The sequence below is a fragment of the Streptomyces swartbergensis genome (assembly GCF_002148965.1).
GTDB classification, from domain to species: Bacteria; Actinomycetota; Actinomycetes; order Streptomycetales; family Streptomycetaceae; genus Streptomyces; species Streptomyces swartbergensis.
Genome location: NZ_NGFN01000130.1, coordinates 1 through 21,645 on the forward strand (window position 1 = coordinate 1; position 21,645 = coordinate 21,645).

Genomic DNA, 21,645 nt, shown 5'->3' on the forward strand with positions numbered 1-21,645 from the left:
CCTGACCGACAATGCCTGGGCCTACACCAAGAACACCTGGCGGGACACCTGCCGTGAGCTGGGCATCGGCCCGCGCTGGACCCGGCCCTGGCGTCCGCAGACGAACGGCAAGGTCGAGCGCTTCCACCGCACCCTGCTCGATGAATGGGCCTACCAGCGGCCCTACACCTCAGACACCGAACGACAGACAGCGTTTCCCGACTGGCTGGACTGGTACAACTACCACCGACCCCACACCGGCATCAGCGGCCAAACACCAGCCAGCCGCGTCACCAACCTGTCCGAACAGCACACCTAGGCGGTGACGCGCTGCACCGGTACGTCAGGGTGTTCGCGCGCCGGACCGCGCCGTGGCCGCCGCCGGGCATCGTCCAGCAGGGCGGCTGCCCGTTCCGCGTCGTGGCGGGCAGGAGTTCCCGGCGAACAGCGGATGCGCCAGGGGCCGGTGGGCAGGGCGGCGCCAGACGTGTACGGCGTCCGGCGCGCAGCGTCGTGCTTCGGCCCCGCGGAATGCGAACCGGACGGCCGCCGTGCCGGCCGCGGCCTCGCCACCAGGGCTTTTGTACGCCCGGGCGGCGTGACCCGGGGCACCCGCGGGCTGCCCTCCCGCGCGACTGTTTCGGTCCGGGAGTCCTCGCGCAGCCTGTGATTGCCCTGCGCTGTCCGAGACCCCGGCACCGCTACCCGCGACGTGGGCCGGACTGCGACGTCCCGACCGGTCGCCCGCCAACCACCACCGCACCCACGAAGTCCGGTACTTCCACGGCTACTCGGTCGGCGACGACACGGTGTGGGGTGTCAACCGCCGCGAGAAGGGTGCCGCGAACACTCTGGCCGCGCTGAAATCGATCCGCGCCGCCCGGCCGACGGCGCACCGAACTACGTGATCATGGCAACCGGGGCGGACGCCCGCCCACCACCGCGGCCGCCCTTCGGACGAGGCGCCCCTGAGGGGTGATCAGTCGTGCTCAGGAGGCGGACGGCCCCAATGTGGCATCCCTGCGCGGGGCGCCAGGCCGGGGTTCCTTGAGCTCGATGAACACGGAATGGGTGGCCGTCCGGCCGGCATTGCGGCCCTGGTGCTCCTGCGCGTCCAGCCAGCGGACCTGTCCCGCCTCCATGTCGACCGGGACCTCTCGGCCTCCGGCCGAGATCACCCGCTGGAACGAGGACAGGGTCACCATGACGGTGTCCGGATGGGCATGCAGGTGCGTCGCATCGCCCGGCGAGTCGCGGTACTCCAGCACCCGCACACGTTCGTTCTCCCACAAGACCCGGTACAGCTGCGGGTCGGTGACCACAGGGTCATTCATGGGACTAAAGTACCATGAAGGCATGGCAGTACCATATGAGTCGACGGGACGGATCCGGCAGAAGCAGCGCACTCGCGACGCTCTCCTCGAGGCCGCCCGCTCCCTGCTGGAGAGCGGGCACACGCCGACGGTGGAACAGTCGGCTGACGCCGCCGGCATCTCCCGCACCACGGCCTACCGCTACTTCCCGAGCCAGAGACACCTGCTCCTGGCCGCGATGCCGACCATCGACCGGCCCAGCCTCCTCGACCAGGACGCGCCCGATGACGTCCACGCCCGCCTCGACCTCGTCATCGCGGAGCAGACGGAGATCTTGCGCAGGTGGGAGCCGCAACTGCGAGCCGCCCTGCGGCTGTCGCTGGATCAGGAGCCACAGACACCGCGCGACGCCCGCCCAGTGCTGCGGCAGGGCAGGGCCATCGAATGGATCGAGGACGCCCTGGCACCGCTGGCCGAGTCGCACCCGCACATCGACCGCAGACGACTCGCTGTCGCCATTCGCGCCGGCTGCGGAATCGAGGCGTGGGTCTGGATGGTCGACATCGCCGCTGTGTCACGGACGGAAGCCGCAACCCTCATGCGCGAGTCGGCACAGGCGCTGCTGGCCGCAGCCCTGGCGCGACACGGCGAACCTTCCCGGTCACGGCGCTAGACGCCCGCCACCGTACGGCGGGGCCTGTCCTCCACCCGGACAGCCCAAACGGCCGTGTTCGTCCGCGTCCACGGCGTGTGGTGCCTGGCGAGGCATATCGCTGAAGGATCCGGCTCCGTCCCACAGGCGATCTTGGCGTGCGTCCCCCAGGATGGTGCCGGTTGCCCGGCTATGGGTCCATGGGGCAGCCGCTTCCCGTGTGCGGCGGACTGCCGCCCAGCCTTCCCCAAGGAGTACCGCATGGCTGTGATGACGGAGGAACTCCTACCGGTGCTGGAGGATGCGCGCCAGGCGCATGTCGCGGTCCTGGACCGGTTCCGGGCGGATACGAGGGTCACCCCGCCGGGCCCGTACCGGCAGATGCTCGAACGCCAGGCCACAGAGATCCATAACAGTGTGCGGCGCATCGAACGCCATGAACGCGCTCTTCGTCCGCGGGGCGTACTGGGCACCGCTGCCGGTGTGGCGCGCTCCGTCTCACAGGGGGCCATGCGGACGACGATGCTGCCACTGACGCTCGCATCGAGAATGGTCAGGGGGGTGCTGCCCGGCGGGGGTCCGGCCGAGCCGCGGCGGTTGATGAGGAACGCGGAGGACGAATACGCGGCCGCTGCGCGCGCACTGGCGGCCTGCCAGGCCGGGGAGGTCCTCGCCGGACAGGTGGACGCTCAGACCACCGCCGACCTGCTCGGCTCGCTGCGGCGGCAGGACGAGCACCTGCTGCGGGAACTGGAGGACAGCCTGGCCGATCAGGCCCGCACGGTGGCGGCGTCCACGAACGGCTTCAGCCCCCGCGAAGGCGGGACCGGCGGTATGACCGACGCAGTGGCCCAGACGATGCGCACCGCTTTCGAACGGGCACGGGACGCCGCCGAGCGCGGCATCCGCCTGGCTCAGGGTGCGGCCGAGGGTGCGAGGCGGGAGATGCCCGAGCCCGGTCCCATGGCCGAGGAAGTGCTGGGAGCGGTCAGGCGCGAGGAGGACCTGCCCATTCCCGGCTTCAGCCAGCTCAGCACAGAACAGATCAAGGAGCGGCTGCACACGCTGTCCCAGCTGGACCTGACGGTGATCGAGGGCTACGAGCGCGCCCACGCCCATCGCACGAGGGTCCTGGAGGCGATCGAGAAACTTCGGGAATCCGAGCCGTGGACCGGTTACGACGCCATGCACACGGCTGAGATCACCGCGAGCCTGGAGGACGCCCCCGACGGCGTGGCCCGTCGGGTACTGCAGTACGAACAGCGCCACCGGCGACGGCAGGAGATCATGTCCTCCGCCCAGGCACGAGTGTCGGGCTGAAAGGGGAGCCGGAAGGCGAGACGGCGGCGTCACGGGTGTCCGGCTCCGCGCGCGCTGAGGCTGCCAGGCAGCCGACGAGGCTCCGGCCCTCTTCTCAAGGCGCTTGCCTGATGCCGGGCGCGGACGCGCCCGGCATCGACGAGCCCGGGCTGAACCCCGCGCCGGCATCCCGTGGGAGTACCTGCCCTACGACTTTCCGCCGTCCCAGACCGTCTACGACCACTACGGCCGCAGTCCGGAACCGACCGCGGCCCGTGATCGACGCGCAGAGCGAGTGAGCCCCGCTCGGGGACGATGCCTACGGCGTGCCGGGAAGCCGGACCGTGACGAGGAGGCCGCCGGCGGGGCGGGGGACGAGGTCCAGGGTCCCGTCGTGGGCGCGGACGACGCTGTGCACGATCGCCAGGCCGAGGCCGACGCCGACGTGCTCGTCGGTGCGTACGCGTTCCGTTCCACGCTGGAAGGGTTCGGTGAGGGTCGGTACCAGTTCCGGCTGGAGCGGACGGCCCGTGTTCTCGACCCGCAGCACGCTCGTGTCGCCGTGCGCCTCGGTGTGGACCGTCACGGTGCCGCCGGCGGGCAGGTTGTGGACGATGGCGTTCTGGACGAGGTTCGTCACCATGCGCAGCAAAAGCTCCGCGGAGCCGCTGGTCCGTGTCGCTCCGCCGGTGACGTCGAGCGTGATCCGGCGCTGTTCGGCGAGGGGGAGCAGCGTTTCGGCGGCTTCTTCGGCGACGAGGGAGAGGTCGACGCTCTCGCGGGTGAAGTTTCCGCGGTCGCTGCGGCTGAGCAGCAGGAGCGCCTCGGTGAGGTCGATCGCGCGCGTATTGACAGCGTGCAGGCGTTCGATGAGTTCGCCTCGGTCCCGTGTGGGGTCCTTGCGGGCGACGTCCAGCAGCGTCTGCGAGATGGCCAGCGGGGTGCGCAGTTCGTGAGAGGCGTTCGCGGCGAACCTCTGCTGCTCGGCGACGTGGGACTCGAGCTGTTCGAGCATCGAGTCGAACGCGTCGGAGAGTTCACGGAATTCGTCCTGGCGGCCCTTCATACGGATCCGGTGGGACAGCGACCCGTTCCCGGCCATCCGTGCCGCATCCGTGATCTGTGTGAGCGGTGCGAGCATCCGGCCGGCGAGGAGCCATCCCCCCACGAGGCCGAACACAAGGAGGAAGGCCATCGCCATGGCCGCGGCGGGGGCGAAGGTGCGCACCAGGAGGTAGCGGTTGGGTGAGATACCGAGAAGGCCCTGGCTGTTGTCCGGTACGTAGCGCAGCAGGAACATCCACACCACGGCCAGCAGGAGAGCACCGGCGACGGCGAGGAACCCGGCATAGCTGAGGGTGAGTTTCAGCCGGGCGCTGAGTCCTGGGCGTCTATGCATGGCCACTGTCGGGATCGGTGGTGTCCCTGCCGGGGGCGATGGTGTCCACAGCCGTGTCGATCCGGTAGCCGGCGCCGGGCACCGTGGCGATGACCCATGGTTCGCCGAGCCGTTTGCGCAGTGCCGAGACGGTGATGCGCACGGCGTTGGTGAGGGGGTCGGCGTTCTCGTCCCAGGCCCGTTCCAGCAGTTCCTCGGCGCTGACGACCCCGCCCTCGGCGGCGACGAGGACTTCCAGCACGGCGAACTGTTTGCGGGTGAGCGCGACGTAGCGTCCGTCGCGGAACACCTCCCGGCGGAAGGGGTCGAGCCGCAGGCCTGCGATCTCCCTGACCGGGGGCCGGGCGCACGCGCGTCTGCGGTCGAGCGCCCTCAGCCGCAGGACGAGCTCCCGCAGCTCGAACGGTTTGGTGAGGTAGTCGTCGGCGCCGAGCTCGAACCCGGAAGCCTTGTCGTCGATCCGGTCGGCAGCGGTGAGCATGAGGATCGGGATGCCGCTGCCGGAGGCGACGATTGCCCGGGCGACCTCGTCGCCGGAGGGGCCGGGGATGTCGCGGTCGAGGACCGCGAGGTCGTAGGAGTGGACGCTGAGCAGTTCCAGGGCGGAGTCGCCGTCGGCGGCGATGTCGGCGGCGATCGCCTCCAGCCGCAGACCGTCACGGACGGCTTCGGCCAGGTAGGGCTCGTCCTCCACGATCAGTACACGCATGCCTGAAGCCTAAGGAGCACAACATATCGCCCACGTATGCGAAGACCTGCCGGGCACGTGACTCAGCCTGCCGGTGCCGGCGCGGGGCGAGACCGGTCCGACGGCGCTTGTGCGGTAATGCGCCACCAGCGGCGCGACGCCAGCCCGGCCACCACGGCCCCGGCGGCGTTGACCAGCACGTCGTCCACGGAGGACACCCGGTCCAGCCGCAGGACGTACTGTGCGGTCTCTACCAGGACCGAGCAGCCCGCCCCGAGCGCCAGGATCCGCGGCAGGGACGCCAGCACCGCGAACCGCATCGGGGCGAAGAACCCCAGCGCCGCGAAGATCAGCAAGTTGCCGACGATCCCGAGCGACCCCATCATGGCCAGGTCCCGCAGCGGTACCAGGCTCACCCGGGCGGGCACGGTGCCGGCCCCGCCGCCCGGCATCATGGTCAGCCACACGAACGGCACCGTGCCGTGGACCATGCCCACCTCGGCCAGCGACATCCGCCACGCCGATGTGACGCCGGCGGCACGCCGACGCTGCGCCAGAGCCCACACCACCAGCGCGGCCAACGGCAGCGTGACCACCGTCATGAGCACCACACCGTTGAACGTGTCGAAGCAGCCGTGCCACCGCCCGGCCATGCACATCGGAGCGGACATCATGAGCGGCCGCCGCACGACGAACGCGGCGCCCGCCAGGCCGAGGATCGCCAGGACGAGAAGCACGGTCCCGCGCGTGCGGCGGGGCGGTGCTGACAGGGGTGCACTGTCGTTCATGCCCCCATTGGAGACGGAGGGCCGTTGCGACGGCGTATCCGATTTTCGATACGCCCGCGATACACGCAGTCCCGGGCCCGTCTCAGTGCGGGAGTCAGCCGGCCAGCCGGTTGAGCTTGCGAATCTGCTTGTCGAAGGCCCAGGCGGGAACGACGCGGCGCAGCGTGCTCGCGCGTCCGGCCACGGGGCCGGCGGTGTAGCGCAGCTTCGGCCTCGCGTCGGTCGCCGCCGCGACGATCACCTTGGCGACGACGGCGGGGGCGTCGCCGTCCTTGATCGCCTCCGCCATCACGCGTTCGAAGGTGTGCCGCTGCTTCGCGTAGACCTGCAGGGGCGTGTCGGGCCGCGCGCTGTTGGCCTCGAAACCGGTCCTGGTGTAGGCGGGTTCGACGAGAAGCGCCCGGACGCCGTGCTCACGGACCTCGTGGTCCAGGGACTCGGTGTAGCCCTCGATCGCGTGTTTGGAGGCGGCGTAGACGGCCATGTAGGGCGAGGGGATGAGCCCGACCACGGACGAGATGTTGATGACGCGCCCGCGTCCCTGAGCGCGCATGTGCGGCAGGACCTCCTTGACCATGCGCATGACCCCGAAGACGTTGGTGTCGAAGATGCCTTGGGCCTGCGTAATGGAGGTTTCCTCGGCCGCACCCATCGAGCCGACGCCGGCGTTGTTGACCAGGACGTCAATCCGCCCGAACCGCTCGATCACCTGCTGGACCGCGGTGGTGACCGAGGCGTCACTGGCGACGTCGAGGTCGAGGAACGAGACACCGTCGAGCGGGGCGACGCGTGAGGTGTCGCGGCTTGTGCCGACCACGTCGAAACCCGCTGCGACCAGCGCGAGCGCGGTTTCCTTCCCGATACCGGATGACGCACCCGTCACGAGTGCCGCCGGCCGATTTGTCGTCATCATGGATTCCTGAGCTCGTCGAGAAACTGATCGGTTTCCCTACCGTAAACCGATCGGTTTCCATGCGCAAGTGGCAAGCGCCGATCCCGCGCCCCCTCAACGTGGGGGAGGCCCTCGGCCGTGCGGTCGGCGTCAGCGCACGCGCTGTTCCTCAAGCGGTGCGGCGCGCAGCCTCATCGCCGGCGTCGCACCCGGATCCGGTGGTGGGGCGCCGGACGAGCCGTGCCCGAGCCCGGCTGAACCGCCGCGGGCGCATGTGATCCCAAGCGTCACCACAATTCCGTTGCCAACCCTTCATGAAAATGATTATCGTCGTGACTCGTGCCCGAGGGGGCATGAACATGACCCATGGGGGTTTCTCTTGCGTACCCACAGACGCCTGCTGACCGTCACCGGCATCGCCGCCGCCGCGCTCGCCACGGCCGGTCTCAACACCTCCGCCTTCGCCGCCACCACGCTGAGCGGCGGGCACGTCGACGTCCTCGACGCCGAGTGGGACGGCGCCGACCTCCACCTGCACGTCCACGACGAGGAGACCGAGACCGAGTACGAGCCGGCCGACGTGACCCTGTCGGTGCCGGCGGCGGCGAAGGTCGCCAACCCTGGCCTCGGCTTCCTCGGCTCAGGCAGCCAGATCTGGCTGCTGCCGGACACCGAGGCGGAGGCCGACGCGGCCGGAGTGCTGTTCCCCGGCATCTCCACCGAGCACCTCACCACCGGCGTCTTCGCCAACAACACCGTCACATACAGGCTTACGAGCGCCACGCGCAACGGTGCCGCCACCGACGACTTCAGCGTCTACGACAGCAGCGGAACCCGCTGGTACGACAGCAACCCGAACACGACCAACTTCAAGTCCCGGCCCTTCGGCGTGGGCACGCACAACCACGCCAACTGGGCCTTCGAGGAGCCCGGCACGTACCGGCTGACGTTCCGCGTCCAGGGCACGGTCGGCGGCGTGACGGAGTCCGCCACCGAGACGTACACCGTCGTCGTCAGCTCGTGATGCGGGCCCTGACGCGCGGCGGACGCGCCCTCACCGCCGCGGCGCTGACCGCGGCGACCGCGGCGCTCGTGGGCGCGGCAGGGCTGGTCGCCGGCGGCAGCGGGGCAGCCCGCGCCGCCGGCGGTGCCGTCGTCCTCGACGAGGGCGAGTTCGACCTCACGCCCCGGCTGGTCGACGGCAAGCCGGAGCTGCAGCTCGACGACCGCAGCGGGGACACGGAGATCGCGCGCGCCCCCTCCGAGGTCGTGGTGCACGCCGGGCCGGCGACCAAGGAGTCCGTGATCTCACCGGCGTACCCGATCATCGGAGATCTCGTCGACGCCTACTTCCTCAACGGCTGGCACAACGCGGGCCAGATCTTCGCCCCGGAACCCGGCTGGAACGGCACCGAGGCGGGCGGCGACACGGAGGTGAAGCTCTCGGGCTTCGAGGGCCCCGGGCAATTCGCGCTCTACACCTACACCCGCGAGATGGACAACAACGACGAGAACGCGGTGCAGCACCTCAACAGCGGTGACAGCGCGCACAGTTCGTTCACCCTGACCGCGGACCAGGAACGGGCCGCACCCACCTGGGCGTTCACGGCAGAGGGCGTCTACCGGCTCACCCTCACCGTGACCGTCGGCGGCGCCAGCGACACCGAGACCCTCGCCGTGGTCGTCGGCGACGACACCGACCCGGCCGAGGTACTGCCGGGCGACGGCACGACCCCGACGCCCACCAACCCGACGGGCTCGGCCACGCCGTCGAACAGCACGACCCCGACCGCCACCGCGCCCACCGCGCACGTCATCGACAACGGCCATATCGACCTCGCCGCCCGGCCGGTGGACGGCTCGCTGCAGTTCCAGATCAAGGAAGGCACCGCGTCCGACCACGAGTGGTACGAGCCCGACGAGGTCGTGCTTCACGTGAAGCCGGCGGCCAAGCGGCGGATCCCGGAGGGGCACGAATTCCTGGGGAAGACCGGCGACCCCGTGTGGTGGCTGCCGCTGCAGCAGATCGACGGGCTGGTCTGGCCCGGCTGGAGCACCGAGGAGTACGCCAGGGCCGACATAGACGGAGACATCACCTACCGGCTCGACAAGGTCCAAGGACCGGGCGCGGTCGCGGTGTTCAACTCGGACTCGTTCGGTTCCGTCGACGTCAGGCTCAACAGCGACGACGGGCTGCCCGACGGCCTCCCGCACTCCGTCCACGCGCACAGCCACTGGAACTGGACCTTCACCGAGGAGGGCGTGTACCGCCTGACCTTCACCGTCGGCGCGACTCTCACCGACGGCACCAAGGTCAGCGACACCGAGACCCTGGCGTGGGCGGTGGGTGACGTCGACCCGTCGACCGTGATCCCGGGCGGCGGCAGCGAGCCCACGGCGACTCCCACCGTCACCGCAGCGCCGTCCGGCACCGCCACCGCCACCGCCAGCGGCTCGCCGTCGGTGTCGGCCGCTCCTTCGGCTGACGTGTCGCCGTCCGCGACCGCGTCCGCCTCGTCGAGCGGCGGCGGAAGCGGGGCGGGCGGCTCGGGCGGCGGCAGCACCGGTTCGGCCGGCGGTTCGACCGGGAGCGTGAGCGGTGGCGGGCTCGCCGCCACGGGTGCGGGCGTGCTGGTGCCGTTCGCCGCGGCGGTGGCCGCGGTGGTCATGGGTGCGGCCGCCTTCCTCGCCGTACGCCGACGCCGCCGCGTCGGCTGACGCACTCGTGGGCGGCGGACCGGGGTCGTGGCAGCCCCCGGTCCGCCGCACACGGCCCATCGGTCCTGACCAGGGCCCACATGTCTGAAGCAGAAGAAGGAGGAGCCCCATGCGGGCCCCGAGACGAGCCCCCGAGCGGGCGCCCCACCGCACGACACCCGCCCTGCGAACGAAAGCGGCCTTACGCACGACAGCCGCCATGCTCGCGGCCACCACACTGCTCGCCGGGTGCGGCGGTGCGGGCGCGGGCGGGGGCGGTGACAAGCTGACGGTGTCCACGACGACCGGGATCATCGCCGACCTGGTCCGCCAGGTCGGCGGCGACCGCGTCGAGGTCACCTCGATCGTGCCGCACCACGGCGACCCGCACTCGTACGAACCGAGCCCCGGCGACGCCGCCAAGGTCGCCAAGGCCGACCTCGTCTTCAGCAACGGGCTGCTGCTCGAGGAGCCCGGGATCATGAAGATGGTGCACAGCAACGCCCGCAAGGGCACGCCCAAGGTGCCGATCAGCGAGAAGCTGGAGCAGTACGGCGGCACGGTCATCAAGCTGGAGGAGGACCTCGGTCTCGACGTGCTCTGGCTCGGCTGGGCGGTGGAGGGCAAGGTCGCCGGAGACGGAGCACAGGTCCGCATCACCGCCACGGAGTTGGAGGGGCCGGGCGATCTGCACGTCTACCTCACCGACACGCTCGGCACCCCGCGCAGCTACATCGACTCCGCCGACGGCCTGAACGCGAAGGACTCGTTCACCCTGCCGCCCGAGGCCCACACCCACGTCAACTGGGTGTTCACCAAGCCCGGCACGTACAAGCTCGCTGTGCGGGGAGAGATCGAGTCCCTGGAGGGCGAGCGCACCGAATCCGGCAGCGGAACCATCACCTTCGCGGTGGGCGGCATGGGCGACGCGGGGGCGGAGGGCAAGAAGCTGCTCGGCACCGGCCACGCCGACGTCGCGCTGAACGCCGAGCAGCACCGGCTGTCCGTACGGACGGACGACGAGAAGACCGGCGGCACGGTGCACCACCCGGCGGACGAGGTCGTCGTGTCCGTACCGGACAAGGCGAAGGACACCGTGCCGAAGGAGCGGTCGTACCGCTTCCTCGGCGCGCCCGGAGACGACATCTGGGTGCTGCCGCAGGCCGTCATCGGCAAGCACGTACACGGCGAGATGGACCCGCACGCCTGGGCGGACGTCGCCAACGCGGAGGCGTACGTGCGGCGTATCGAGGCCGAGCTGACCAAGGCCGACCCGGACGGCCGCGAGGTCTACGAGCGCGGCGCCGGACAGTACCTGAAGCGGCTGGCCGCGCTGGACAAGGAGGTCGCGAGCACCCTCGCCACCATCCCCGAGGGCAACCGCAAGCTCATCACCACGCACGACGCCTTCGGCTACCTCGCCAAGGCGTACGGCATGGAGGTCGCGGGCTTCGTCGTCCCCGTGCCCAACCAGGAGCCCAGCGCGGCCGAGGTGGAGCACCTCGGCAACACCATCCAGGAGAAGAAGGTCCCGGCGGTCTTCCTGGAACCCAATCTCGCCGCGCGCGCCGACGTGCTGCGCCGGGTCGCCGAGGACGAGGGGGTCGGGATCTGCACGATCTACGGCGACTCCTTCGACGACAAGGTCCACGACTACGTGGCGATGATGCGCCACAACGCCAAGGAACTGGCCCGCTGCCTGGGCGGAGAGGGGAGCTGAACCCGATGAGGGGCACCGAAGGCATGAGGGGCCATAAGGGCATGAGGGGCCGCGAGGGCATGAGGAGCCACCAGGGCATGACGGGCCACGAGGGCATGAGGGGCGCAGCGGGCAGACGACAGCGGATCGCCGCCGCCGTGGCACTCGCCGCGGCCGGCGCGATGGCCCTCGGCGCGGCCCCGGAACCGCGCGCGACCGCGGCCGCGGGGCAGATCGTCCTGGGCGGGCAGGGGGCCGCGCTCGACGCGCTGGACCGGCCCGTCAAGATCGACGACACGCACCGGACCGCCCTGCCGAACGACGAGACGTACCGCTTCCTCGGCGAACCGGGCGAGGTGATCTGGGAGTTGGCGGACGCCCCCTGGGACTCGACGCGGAAGGCAGCAGGTGCCGTGCGCCAGACGCTCACCGGTGTGGAAGGCCCGGGCACGCTGGTCGGATACGACCTGAACGGCGACGGCGAACCGGTCGTGCGCTTCGACAGCAGGGACGACCTGCCGGACGGGCACGACCTGCCGGACGGGCACGACCTGCCGGACGGGCACGGCCTGTCGGCCGGCACCGGCGGCGACGGCACGCGGTGGGTGTTCGCCGCCCCCGGCACGTACACCCTCACCTTCACCGCCGCGACTGGGTCTGCCGACGGCGAGCAGCCGAGCAGCACCGGGGAGACGTACACGGTCCTCGTCGGCGACGAGGCCATCGAGCGGGCCACACCGGAGCCCGCGACCGACGCAAAGGCTCCGCCGGAGACGCCGTCGGCCGGCAGCACCGGGAGCCCCGAGGCCGCCGAACCGCCCGCCATCGCTCCGGAAGCCGGGGCACGGGACCGGTCCGGGGCGCGGAAGCCCGCCATGGCAGCCGCCCCGACAGGCGCGGCCGTCGCGGCGGACGCCACCGTCGCCACCACGAAGAAGACGCTCGACGAGGGGCACATCGACCTCGCCGCGCGGGTCGTCGACGGCAAGATGCAGATCCACATCAAGGACGGCACGATCGCCGGGAAGACCACCTGGCGCGAACCCTCCTCCGTGGTCCTGCACGTCAAACCGGCCGCCAGGAAAACGATCCCGGCCAGTGACGACTTCGCCTTCCTCGGCAAGGAGGGCGACCCGGTCTGGTTGCTCGACCAGGTCCAGCAGGACGGCTTGCTGTGGCCCGGCTGGTCCACCGACAACATGGCCGCCGGAGCCACCAAGGGCGGCGTCGACTTCGCCCTGACCAAGGTGGACGGCCCCGGCAGCTACGCCCTCTACAACTACGACGGCCTGTCCGGCGCGAGCGTCCTGTTCAACAGCAGGGACGGGGTGCCGGACTCCTTCACCGTCCCGGCCAACTCGCACGCGCACGGCGGCTGGGCGTTCAGCAAGGAGGGCGTCTACCGGCTGACCTTCAGGATGAGCGGGACGCTCGCGAACGGTACGAAGGTCTCCGACACGGAGACGGTGACGTTCGCGGTCGGTGACACCGACCCCGGCACCGTGACGCCGGGCGACGGCTCGGGCAAGGGCAGCCCGGGGACCTCCGGCTCGTCGGACACGACAGGCTCGGCGGCCGATGCCGGCTCCGGCTCCGGTTCCGGTTCCGGCTCCACCGGCGGCACCTCGACGGACGGCTCCGGCGACGGCTCGATGGCCTCCACCGGCGCCGGCCAGGCGCTGCTGCTGGGAACCGCGGCCGCCGCGCTCACCACCCTGGGCGCCGCATCCATGCTGGCCGCCGGACGCAGGAGGACCGCACGTGGCTGACCGACCGGCCGATGGCCCGGCAGACGGCACGGGACCCCTGCTGAGGGTCACGGGCGCCACCGTCGTCCTCGGCGGGCGGACCGCCCTGGAGCGGGCCGATCTGTCCGTCGACGCGGGGGAGCTGGTCGGCCTCATCGGACCCAACGGGGCGGGCAAGACGACTCTGCTGCGAGCTGTGCTCGGGCTGGTTCCGCTGGCCGGGGGAGAGGTGACAGTGGAGGGCCGGACCGGGCGCCGGGCCGGGCAGCGGATCGGGTACGTGCCCCAACGGCACGAGTTCGCCTGGGACTTCCCCATCGACATCGCGGGAGCGGTCCTCACCGGCCGTACCCGGCAGGTGGGCTGGCTGCGTCGTCCCGGCGCGGCGGACCGGGCGGCGGTGGCCGAGGCCCTGGAACTGACCGGACTCACCGCTCTGCGTCGGCGCCCGATCGGGGAACTGTCCGGCGGCCAGCGGCAGCGGGTCCTGGTGGCCCGCGCCCTGGCCGCCGGCCCGCGCATCCTGCTCCTCGACGAGCCGTTCACCGGCGTCGACGTCCCCACCCAGGAGCTGTTGAACGAGCTGTTCGGCCGGCTGGCCGCGGAAGGCAGGGCGCTGCTGATGACCACCCACGACCTGGCGGCCGCCGCCCGCACCTGCCACCGCGTGGCGCTGATCAACCGCACGGTCGTCGCCGACGGCGGCCCCGAACTCCTCGCCGACCCCGACCAGATGCTGCGTGCCTTCGGCCTCGWCCGCGCGATCGGAGCGGTGACCGCGTCATGACCGACCTGCTCGCGTTCTTCACCGACCCCTGGCAACTGCCCTTCATGCAGCGGGCGTTCGCCGTGGCAGCCATCATCGGCCTGGTGTGTGGCGTCGTCGGCGTCTACGTCGTGCTGCGCGGCATGGCGTTCATCGGTGACGCCGTCGCCCACTCCGCGTTCCCGGGCGTCGCGCTCGCCTACGCCTTCGAGGGCCATCTGCTCCTCGGCGGGGCGGCGGCCGGCATCACCACGGCTGTGCTGATCGCCTTCGTCTCCCAGAACCGGCGGCTGAAGGAGGACACCGTCATCGGCGTCTTCTTCGCCTTCGCGTTCGGGCTGGGCATCGTGCTGGTGTCCACGCGCGACAGCTGGACGACGGACCTGTCATCGTTCCTGTTCGGGCAGGTGCTCGCGGTGAGCGCGTCCGACGTATGGACGGTGGCCGCGATCGGCGCGGTGCTGGTCCTGGTCGTACTGGCGATCGGCAAGGAGCTGGTCGCGGTCAGCCTGGACCGGGAGACGGCACGCGCCGCGGGCCTGCCGGTCTTCCGCCTCGACCTGGCGCTGTACGTCGTCGTGACCACGACGATCGTGATGTCCTTGGAGGCGGTCGGCAACATCCTCGTCCTCGCCCTGCTCATCACCCCGGCGGCGACCGCCCGCATGCTCACCGAGCGGCTGTGGGCGATGACCCTGCTGGCCTCGCTCATCGGCTGCGCGGGCAGCGTCGCGGGCCTGTACGTCTCATACACGTACGACCTGGCCGCGGGCGGCTCCGTGGTCGTGGTCCTCACCGGCCTGTTCGTCGTCACGTGGTGCCTGGCTCCACGCCACGGGCTCCTCGCGAGACTCGTCGGGCGACCGGACAGGGCGGCCCCCGTGCCGGCCGGACGGTGACGCGCCGACGGCAGGCTCGAACACACGGGGCGGACGCACCGTGTGTTCCGCCCGCGGCGCGTCCTTGCATCCCGTTGGCCTTCGGTTCCGATGACCGGGGCCCGTTGCCGCTACCGCCCCGAGCGGCCTGACGGTCGTACGGCCAGCAGACGGCGCGGAGGGCGGCGCCCTTGGCGCAGGCCCTCCGTCAGCCAGCCGGCCAGGGCCGCCGACTGGTCCTGTTCCGTGAGCGGGCCGAAGGCCAGAGCAGGTCCGAGCGGCGTACGGTCCCGGGTGCACGGCTGGACCACCACGCGATGACCGGCGCGCGGCACCTGGTTGCCCTCGTGGTGCGGGCAATGCAGGTGCCGGCCCAGACAGCCGGTGGCGACCAGCAGCCCGCCCGGCACCTGCCGGGTGGCGGTACGCAGTGCTTCGAGGACGCGGCCGTCCGCCGCGCCGCAACCGCCCTCGGCCCGGCAGACCGCGGCCGTGAAGCCCTCGGCCTGCCGGGCGGCGGTGTGATGGGGCCGCCGGGTCATGCTGCCACTGCCGTCCCGGTCAGGATCCGTACGTCCAGGTCCGTCACCGCGGATGCCTCCAGGGCGGCGGTGAAGTGGGCGCGCACCCGTTCCACCGCGGCGGGCGCGAGCCCGTCGAGCAGGGCGCGGGCGCCGCTGCCCACCGCCAGGTCCCAGGCGGTCGCGGGCGTCAGAGGCACGGCGAGATCCCGGCGTACGACCTGCGGGTCCCTCAGCCCGAGGCCCTCCAGCCAGGCGGCGAGCGTGTCGGAGGTGTCGATCCGGGCCAGTTGGGCCGACTGCGACGATCCGGGCCATTCACGCTCCGTCTCCACCGCGCTCTTGAACGCCTGCCCCCAGCCGCCGAGCGCCCCCTTCTCCCAGACGGTCACCGCGAGCCGTCCCCCCGGTCGCAGGAGCCCGGCGAGCTTGGCGGTGTCACGGTCCATGTCGGGGAAGAAGAACACGCCCAGGGCGCACTGCACCAGGTCGTAGCCGTCCTCCGGTGCCGCCCATGCCGTCACGTCGTGCTGGTGGAACCGCAGGTCGGCCAGGCCCTCCTGCCGGGCGCGCCGCTCGCCGAGCGCGACGAGGGCACCGGAGAGGTCGACCGCGTCGACCAGCCCGCCGTCGCCGACCGCACGGGCGGCGGGCAGCGCCGACGCCCCGGCCCCGCAGCAGGCATCGAGCACCCTTTCGCCGAGGGCCGGGGACGACACCTCCGCCGTGGCCTGCCCCACCCGGTCCCACAGCAGTGGCGACCAGCGGTGGAACTCCTCGGCGCCTGCGCTGAACACCTCACCGATCGTGGCCTGTCGAGCGGTCACGGGCACCCCCAGAGAACCAAAACGATTGTCGTTATCGAAACCTACTTCCCGTAGCACGCGCTGAACACCCGCGACGGGCCCAGAGGGGCGATTCGCGCATCACGAGACTGATGTCGGTGGAGTTGCGGTGATCTGCGTGTGAAACGTGGGTGGTGGCACTGCTGCTCATGCACAAGTCGCCATATGTTGATGCCGCAATTCATCGTCCGGGGCGTATCCGCGGGCGGCCAGAAAGGCAAACGAGGAGTCCCCCATGTCAACCGCCACCGACCACCGCACGCACGAAGGGCACGCGCACACCCACGGTGAGGGTTGCGGCCACGTCGCCTTCCCGCACGGCGACCACACCGGCTACGCGCACGACGGCCACATCCACCGGGTCCACGGCGACCACGTCGACGAGTGCACCGCTGCCGGTCATGCCGCCCACGACGCCCATGACCACCAGCACGGTGAGGGGTGCGGCCACGTCGCCGTGCCGCACGAGGATCACACCGACTACCTGCACGACGGTCACCGCCACGCCGCTCATGAAGGGCACTGGGACGACCACTGACGTGCGCGAGGCGGCGGCTGCGACGAGTGCGGCCGCCGCGACGACGGCAGGGAAGCGATCACCGTTGTGGGCGCATGGTCTCTTCCTCCTCGGAGGCGCTCATGAGACGGCGTTCCCCGTCTTGCAGTGGCTCATCCCCGCTGGGTGTGGGGGCGTGGCCGGCGGGCATCAGTGGAGTGTGAGCCCGTGGATGCGTCGTGTCGGCCTGGCCGTCTGGTTGGTGGCGGCCGTGATCGTCGTGCTGGTCGCCGCCTTCTGGGGCATTCAGAGACTCTGAACCCGGTCGGCTTGTGTGTCAGACGCTGACGCCGAAGTCGGTGGCGATACCGGCCAGTCCGGAGGCGTAGCCCTGGCCGACGGCTCGGAACTTCCACTCGGTGCCGTGCCGGTAGAGCTCGCCGAAGACCATCGCGGTCTCGGTGGAGGCGTCCTCGGACAGGTCGTAGCGGGCGATCTCCTGGTTGTTCGCCTGGTTGACGACACGGATGAAGGCGTTGCGGACCTGTCCGAAGCTCTGCCCGCGGTTCTCGGCGTCGTGGATGGAGACCGGGAACACGATCTTGTCGATCTCGGCGGGCACGGCGGCGAGGTTCACCTTGACCGACTCGTCGTCGCCCTCGCCCTCACCGGTGAGGTTGTCACCGGTGTGCTCGACCGAACCGTCCGGGCTCTTCAGGTTGTTGTAGAAGACGAAGTGCTGGTCCGAGGGGACCTTGCCGGATGCGTCGAGGAGCAGGGCGGACGCGTCGAGGTCGTAGTCGGTGCCGGTGGTCGTGCGCACGTCCCAGCCCAGGCCGACCAGGACGGCGGTGAGACCCGGCGCCTCCTTGCTGAGCGAGACGTTGCCACCCTTGGACAGGGAAACTCCCACGAGGTACTCCTTCTCTGCGTATGCGGTCGAGGCCCGATGACGGGCCCCGGAGAAAGAATCTACATCACTGTAGAGGAAGTGGAGTCGCGTGGTGGCCGGCTGCGGCCTCTGCGGCGTCGGCCTGAAGTCCCGGTTCAGCTCCGTCAGTTGCCGACCTCCCGCTGTAGCCGGCCGGTCGGGACAGCTCCCCGGTGGCGTGGGGAGTGGTGAGGGGCGTCCATACGATGTCCGACCGGGAATCGGGCGGTGACGGAAGGAAGACGGGGCGTGGCGGAGCAGCGGCAGGCTCTCCTCGGCACCGACCCAGGCGGAGCTTGCTCTGTCGGACCGGGCAACACCGCCGTCGCCGGGGAACGAGCAGGGCGCACGGCTGCTGCCCGCCTCACCTGAAGGTCCAGCGCTGGTTGGCTCCGCCGTTGCAATTCCACAGGACGACTTGGGTGCCGTTGGCGGTTCCGGAGTTGTAGGCGTCGAGGCACAGGCCGGACCGGGTGCTGGTGATCGTGCCGTTCGTGCCGATGTTCCAGCGTTGGTTCTGTCCGCCGTGGCAGTCCCAGATCACGACCCGGGTGCCGGGGGAGGTCCCCGAGGCCTCGGCGTCCAGGCACTTGCCGCCGTGCACGCGCAGTTCAGCGGCCTCGGTGCGTGTCCACTTCTGGCCGGCCCGGTCCAGACAGTCCCACAGCCGTACCTGCGTGCCGTTGGTCTGCGACGGCACGTCCAGGCAGCGGGCGGAACCGGCGCCGACGACCTGGCCACCGCTCGGCGGCGGGGTCGTACCACCGGGAGGCACGTAGGGGCACTTGGTCTGCCACCGGGAGATGTTGCTGCGGTCCGCCGGCGACGGGCACAGGAACTGGGTGTAGCGGGTGTCGTTGTCGATGAAGATCTTGAGCCAGGGGATCATGCGGCGCGTCACGTGCGAGTTGCCCCAGGTGGGGAAGCCGTGGCCGCCGCTGGTGAGTTCGATGAAGGCGCTCTGTGTAGCGGCGGGTGTGCGGGCGTAGAGGCCGTCGAGGTAGGACGGGGTGACGGTGCCGTCGTCCCGTGCGCCCATGATCATGGTGGGGACGCGCAGGGTGGACAGGTCCTGCGAGGGAGAGAACGGCGCGAGCGGGACGGCGGCCTTCAACGACGGCCGTCGTACGGCGGCGCTGATCGCGCCGCCCCCACCCATGGAGTGGCCGATCACACCCAGCCGGTCGGGATCGACGCGGTCGCGCACCGGGCTCTTCTGCGTGAGGTAGTCCAGCGCCGCGAGGAGCTGGGTTCCGCGGGCGGTGTCGTAGTCGTTGGGGCTGTTGGTGTCGATGCCGATGACGACGAACCCGAACGAGGCCAGCCAGTGCCCCATCCAGGCGCCTTCGGCGGCCCACCGGGCCGTGAAGCCGGGCACGGCCGCGACCGCGCCCCAGGTGCCCTGGCTCGTGTCCGTCGGGTAGTAGATCTTGCCGCCGTTGAAGCCGTTGCCGGGCGATACGTTCATCTCCGCGGTGGCGAACGTTCCCCTCTGAGCGGCGACGCTGCCCACCGTGGGGTCGGGGCCCCGCTCGTACGGGTTGTCCTGAGCTGCCCCCGGTCGAGCCGGTGCCGGGCGAGCCGACACCGGCTGTGCCGAGACCAGCGCCGCGATCAGACCGGCCACGACCGCGACCACCACCGCCCTCAGCCCGACCGGCCTGCTCCCCGTGCGGGGTCTCGCCTCGCTGGTCTCGGCCCCCTTGCACGCAGGGACCTGGGTGACACTTGACCGCATTGTGGTGTCCTCCTTTTGCTCCGGCGGAGCGGGGTTCAGGGTGTGTAGACGGTGGGGCGGGGAGCCGTCGGCATGTTGCTGCCGATGAAGAAGCTCGGGTGCGGGGGCTGGTTGTAGGCGGTGTTCTGCCAGGCCAGGGCGGTGCGGTACTGGGTGTCGTGGAGCAGGGTCGTGATCTTCGTGCTGGTCTGGTGCGGGGTGGAGTAGATGCGCAGGGCCGTGTTGTCGCTGGTGCGCCAGACGACCTCCTCGCGCCAGTCGCCCAGGATGTCGCCGGCCAGGACGGGCGTGGCTTTCGTGCCGTTGTTGGAGGAGACGCCGGATCCGGTGAGCAGGCGGGTGTCGCCGGAGGTGCCGTATTTGTCGATGCGGGTGCCGTCGAGGAGTTCGCGGACGGGGTCGCCGTCCCACCAGGACAGGAAGTTGATGCTGGACGGCTTGCGACCGAGGGAGGTACCGGTGGCGGAGCGCAGGGTGGTGTCGGCGGCGGACCAGGCCTCGGCGCCGGGGCTGCCGGCGTGGATGTCGGCGGCGACGCCGCGGCCGTTGTCGGTGCCGGAGGCGGTCTGCCACAGGATCTGGCCGGTGCGGGCGTCGGCCATCCAGGACCCGGGCTTGCTGGAGTCCTCGGAGACCTTGAAGTACTCCAGGCCCGCGCGGGAGGGGTTGAGGTCGCCGACGTGACCGGCGTCGCCGTGGCCGAGTCTGGTGGTCCACAGTCCGTTGCCGTTGTCGTCGACGGTCATCGCGCCGTAGACGATCTCGTCCTTGCCGTCGTTGTCGACGTCGGCGACGGACAGGCTGTGGTTGCCCTGGCCGTCGTAGCCCTTGCCGCTGTTGGTGGAGGAGGTGGTGTCGAAGGTCCAGCGGCGGGTGAAGGCACCGTTTCGCCAGTCCCAGGCGGCGATGACGGTGCGGGTGTAGTAGCCGCGGGCCATGATCAGGGAGGGGCGGGAGCCGTCGAGGTAGGCGGTGCCGGCGAGGAAGCGGTCGACGCGGTTGCCGTAGTTGTCGCCCCAGGACGAGACGTTGCCGCGGGCCGGGACGTAGTCGACGCTCTGCATCGCCTTGCCGGTCTGGCCGTTGAACATGGTCAGGTACTCGGGGCCGGAGAGCACGTAGCCGCTGGAGTTGCGGTGGTCGGCCGAGGAGCTGCCGATGACGGCGCCGGTGCCGTCGCGGGTGCCGTCGGCGGTCTTCATGGCGACCTCGGCCTTGCCGTCGCCGTCGTAGTCGTAGACCTGGAACTGGGTGTAGTGGGCGCCGGAGCGGATGTTGCGGCCCAGGTCGATGCGCCACAGCCGGGTGCCGTCGAGCTTGATGCCGTCGACGATGGTGTTGCCGGTGTAGCCGGACTGGGAGTTGTCCTTGGCGTTGGTCGGCTGCCACTTCAGCACGAGGTCCAGGGCGCCGTCGCCGTCCAGGTCGCCGAGGGAGGCGTCGTTGGCCTCGTAGGTGTAGGCCGAGTTGCCCGGGGCGGTGCCGCCCGCCGGCGGGGAGAGGGGGACGTCCTTGTAGCCGGTGCGGAACTGGATGGCGTGCACCGAGTCCGCCTGCTCCACGCCGTTCACGATCGCGCGGACGGTGTAGTCGGCGTGCGAGGGGGCGCCGGAGTGGAAGTAGTTCGTGGAGCCGGTGACCGGGGTGGAGTTGACCTTCGTACCGGCCCGGTACACGTTGAACGACACGTCGTCGGGGTCGGTTCCCAGCCAGCGCCAGCTGACCAGGTTGCCGCTGCCGGTGTGGACGCTGACGACGCCCCGGTCCAGCTTCTCGACCTGCCGGGCGGTGGCGGCCTGTGCGGTCTGTGGCAGTGCGACCAGCGCGGAGACGGCCAGTACGGCGGCTGAGATGCCGCCGGTGAGCCTGCTGCCTGGCCGGTGGGGCGAGCGCCACGGTCGTGGCGCGGTGCGGGGACGCCGGTGCGAGTCGGTCACAGTGACCTCCAGGGCGTGGGGGGATGTGGGAACGCTCCCACGAGAAGGGAGCGTAAGAACGAGCTGATGCCTCGTCAAGGATTCTGTCGAGTCCGTTGTTCGGGCCTGTTCGGAACCGTGAGTTTCTCGGCTCCTATGGATTGACAGTCGAGTGCCGGGCCCAGAACACTGCGTGATGCGCCTCAGGGTGAACTTCGCTCGATCGCAGTCGAATGATTCGACTGACCGCCCAACTCCGCCTCAGAGCACGTCAGTTCGTGAATCCCTGCACCGCGAAACCCGTTTCGAGGAGGGAGTTCCTCGTGCCTTTCCCTCCTCGAAACGGGTTTCGCGGTGCAGGGATTCACGAACTGACGTGCTCTGAGGCGGAGTTGGGCGG

The 21,645-nt window shown here is 70.7% G+C and carries 20 protein-coding genes and 1 pseudogene; 11 read left to right on the plus strand and 10 right to left on the minus strand.

The genetic code is table 11. The annotated features are described in order from the left end of the window. The coding region (locus CA983_RS21215; protein ID WP_143645523.1) for an integrase core domain-containing protein at window positions 1-298 on the plus strand (298 nt) is incomplete at its 5' end. Between the two features lie 394 nt (window positions 299-692). Beyond that, window positions 693-913 (plus strand): annotated as a pseudogene (locus tag CA983_RS48000) (IS630 family transposase); the annotation flags it as partial. Between the two features lie 55 nt (window positions 914-968). Here the strand turns inward: CA983_RS48000 and CA983_RS21225 are convergent. Next, complete coding sequence (locus CA983_RS21225) at window positions 969-1,313, minus strand: cupin domain-containing protein (protein ID WP_086602484.1); 345 nt, start codon at window positions 1,311-1,313, stop codon at window positions 969-971. A gap of 22 nt (window positions 1,314-1,335) precedes the next feature. Between CA983_RS21225 and CA983_RS21230 the strand changes: the two genes are divergently transcribed. Together CA983_RS21230 and CA983_RS21235 are read left to right on the plus strand one after the other, a co-directional pair. Further along, window positions 1,336-1,965, plus strand: a complete 630-nt coding sequence (locus tag CA983_RS21230) for a TetR/AcrR family transcriptional regulator (RefSeq protein WP_086602485.1) — start codon at window positions 1,336-1,338, stop codon at window positions 1,963-1,965. Window positions 1,966-2,205: 240 nt separating this feature from the next. After that, window positions 2,206-3,264 (plus strand): hypothetical protein, encoded by a 1,059-nt coding sequence (locus CA983_RS21235; protein WP_086602486.1) that lies wholly within the window; start codon window positions 2,206-2,208, stop codon window positions 3,262-3,264. Between the two features lie 298 nt (window positions 3,265-3,562). On the opposite strand, the gene CA983_RS21240 is transcribed toward CA983_RS21235, so the two are convergent. The 4 genes from CA983_RS21240 to CA983_RS21255 all read right to left on the minus strand — a co-directional run bounded on the left by CA983_RS21240 (window position 3,563) and on the right by CA983_RS21255 (window position 7,028). Beyond that, window positions 3,563-4,642, minus strand: a complete 1,080-nt coding sequence (locus tag CA983_RS21240; protein WP_086602501.1) for a sensor histidine kinase — start codon at window positions 4,640-4,642, stop codon at window positions 3,563-3,565. After that, window positions 4,635-5,351 carry a response regulator transcription factor gene (locus CA983_RS21245; protein ID WP_086602487.1) on the minus strand — a complete coding sequence of 239 codons (717 nt, stop codon included), beginning with the start codon at window positions 5,349-5,351 and terminating at the stop codon, window positions 4,635-4,637. Before CA983_RS21245 ends, CA983_RS21240 begins: the two co-directional genes overlap by 8 nt. Before the next feature lie 62 nt (window positions 5,352-5,413). Further along, window positions 5,414-6,118: a VanZ family protein gene (locus CA983_RS21250; RefSeq protein ID WP_086602488.1), complete on the minus strand. Its 705-nt coding sequence runs from the start codon at window positions 6,116-6,118 to the stop codon at window positions 5,414-5,416. 94 nt (window positions 6,119-6,212) lie between these two features. Further along, window positions 6,213-7,028 carry an oxidoreductase gene (locus CA983_RS21255; RefSeq protein WP_208637006.1) on the minus strand — a complete coding sequence of 272 codons (816 nt, stop codon included), beginning with the start codon at window positions 7,026-7,028 and terminating at the stop codon, window positions 6,213-6,215. Between the two features lie 361 nt (window positions 7,029-7,389). On the opposite strand from CA983_RS21255, the gene CA983_RS21260 reads away from it, so the two are divergent. From CA983_RS21260 to CA983_RS21285, 6 genes are all read left to right on the plus strand, one after another. Further along, on the plus strand, window positions 7,390-8,034 hold the full coding sequence (locus CA983_RS21260) for a choice-of-anchor M domain-containing protein (RefSeq protein ID WP_143645524.1): 645 nt from the start codon (window positions 7,390-7,392) through the stop codon (window positions 8,032-8,034). Next, entirely contained in the window at window positions 8,034-9,728 is a 1,695-nt protein-coding gene (locus CA983_RS21265; RefSeq protein WP_086602491.1) for a choice-of-anchor M domain-containing protein, read from the plus strand. Before CA983_RS21260 ends, CA983_RS21265 begins: the two co-directional genes overlap by 1 nt. A gap of 199 nt (window positions 9,729-9,927) precedes the next feature. Further along, on the plus strand, window positions 9,928-11,427 hold the full coding sequence (locus tag CA983_RS21270) for an anchored repeat ABC transporter, substrate-binding protein (protein ID WP_086602492.1): 1,500 nt from the start codon (window positions 9,928-9,930) through the stop codon (window positions 11,425-11,427). A gap of 77 nt (window positions 11,428-11,504) precedes the next feature. Beyond that, on the plus strand, window positions 11,505-13,175 hold the full coding sequence (locus CA983_RS21275; RefSeq protein WP_158101875.1) for a TIGR03773 family transporter-associated surface protein: 1,671 nt from the start codon (window positions 11,505-11,507) through the stop codon (window positions 13,173-13,175). Then, window positions 13,168-13,941, plus strand: a complete 774-nt coding sequence (locus tag CA983_RS21280) for an anchored repeat-type ABC transporter ATP-binding subunit (protein ID WP_244207040.1) — start codon at window positions 13,168-13,170, stop codon at window positions 13,939-13,941. Before CA983_RS21275 ends, CA983_RS21280 begins: the two co-directional genes overlap by 8 nt. Beyond that, window positions 13,938-14,819, plus strand: a complete 882-nt coding sequence (locus CA983_RS21285; protein ID WP_086602494.1) for an anchored repeat-type ABC transporter permease subunit — start codon at window positions 13,938-13,940, stop codon at window positions 14,817-14,819. The genes CA983_RS21280 and CA983_RS21285 overlap by 4 nt, the downstream gene beginning before the upstream one ends. Before the next feature lie 110 nt (window positions 14,820-14,929). On the opposite strand, the gene CA983_RS21290 is transcribed toward CA983_RS21285, so the two are convergent. Beyond that, a complete protein-coding gene (locus CA983_RS21290) occupies window positions 14,930-15,340 on the minus strand; it encodes a hypothetical protein (protein ID WP_086602495.1) in 411 nt (136 codons plus the stop codon). Beyond that, window positions 15,337-16,146 carry a class I SAM-dependent methyltransferase gene (locus CA983_RS21295; RefSeq protein WP_086602496.1) on the minus strand — a complete coding sequence of 270 codons (810 nt, stop codon included), beginning with the start codon at window positions 16,144-16,146 and terminating at the stop codon, window positions 15,337-15,339. Before CA983_RS21295 ends, CA983_RS21290 begins: the two co-directional genes overlap by 4 nt. 253 nt (window positions 16,147-16,399) lie before the next feature. On the opposite strand from CA983_RS21295, the gene CA983_RS21300 reads away from it, so the two are divergent. Continuing rightward, a complete protein-coding gene (locus CA983_RS21300) occupies window positions 16,400-16,702 on the plus strand; it encodes a hypothetical protein (protein ID WP_086602497.1) in 303 nt (100 codons plus the stop codon). A gap of 295 nt (window positions 16,703-16,997) precedes the next feature. On the opposite strand, the gene CA983_RS21310 is transcribed toward CA983_RS21300, so the two are convergent. The 3 genes from CA983_RS21310 to CA983_RS21320 all read right to left on the minus strand — a co-directional run bounded on the left by CA983_RS21310 (window position 16,998) and on the right by CA983_RS21320 (window position 21,266). Then, a complete protein-coding gene (locus CA983_RS21310; RefSeq protein ID WP_086602499.1) occupies window positions 16,998-17,573 on the minus strand; it encodes a TerD family protein in 576 nt (191 codons plus the stop codon). Between the two features lie 382 nt (window positions 17,574-17,955). Next, window positions 17,956-19,329: a poly(ethylene terephthalate) hydrolase family protein gene (locus tag CA983_RS21315; protein ID WP_086602500.1), complete on the minus strand. Its 1,374-nt coding sequence runs from the start codon at window positions 19,327-19,329 to the stop codon at window positions 17,956-17,958. A 35-nt stretch (window positions 19,330-19,364) separates the two neighbouring features. Next, window positions 19,365-21,266, minus strand: coding sequence for a rhamnogalacturonan lyase (locus tag CA983_RS21320; protein WP_107500258.1), 1,902 nt, complete (start codon window positions 21,264-21,266; stop codon window positions 19,365-19,367). Window positions 21,267-21,645 lie beyond the last annotated feature (379 nt).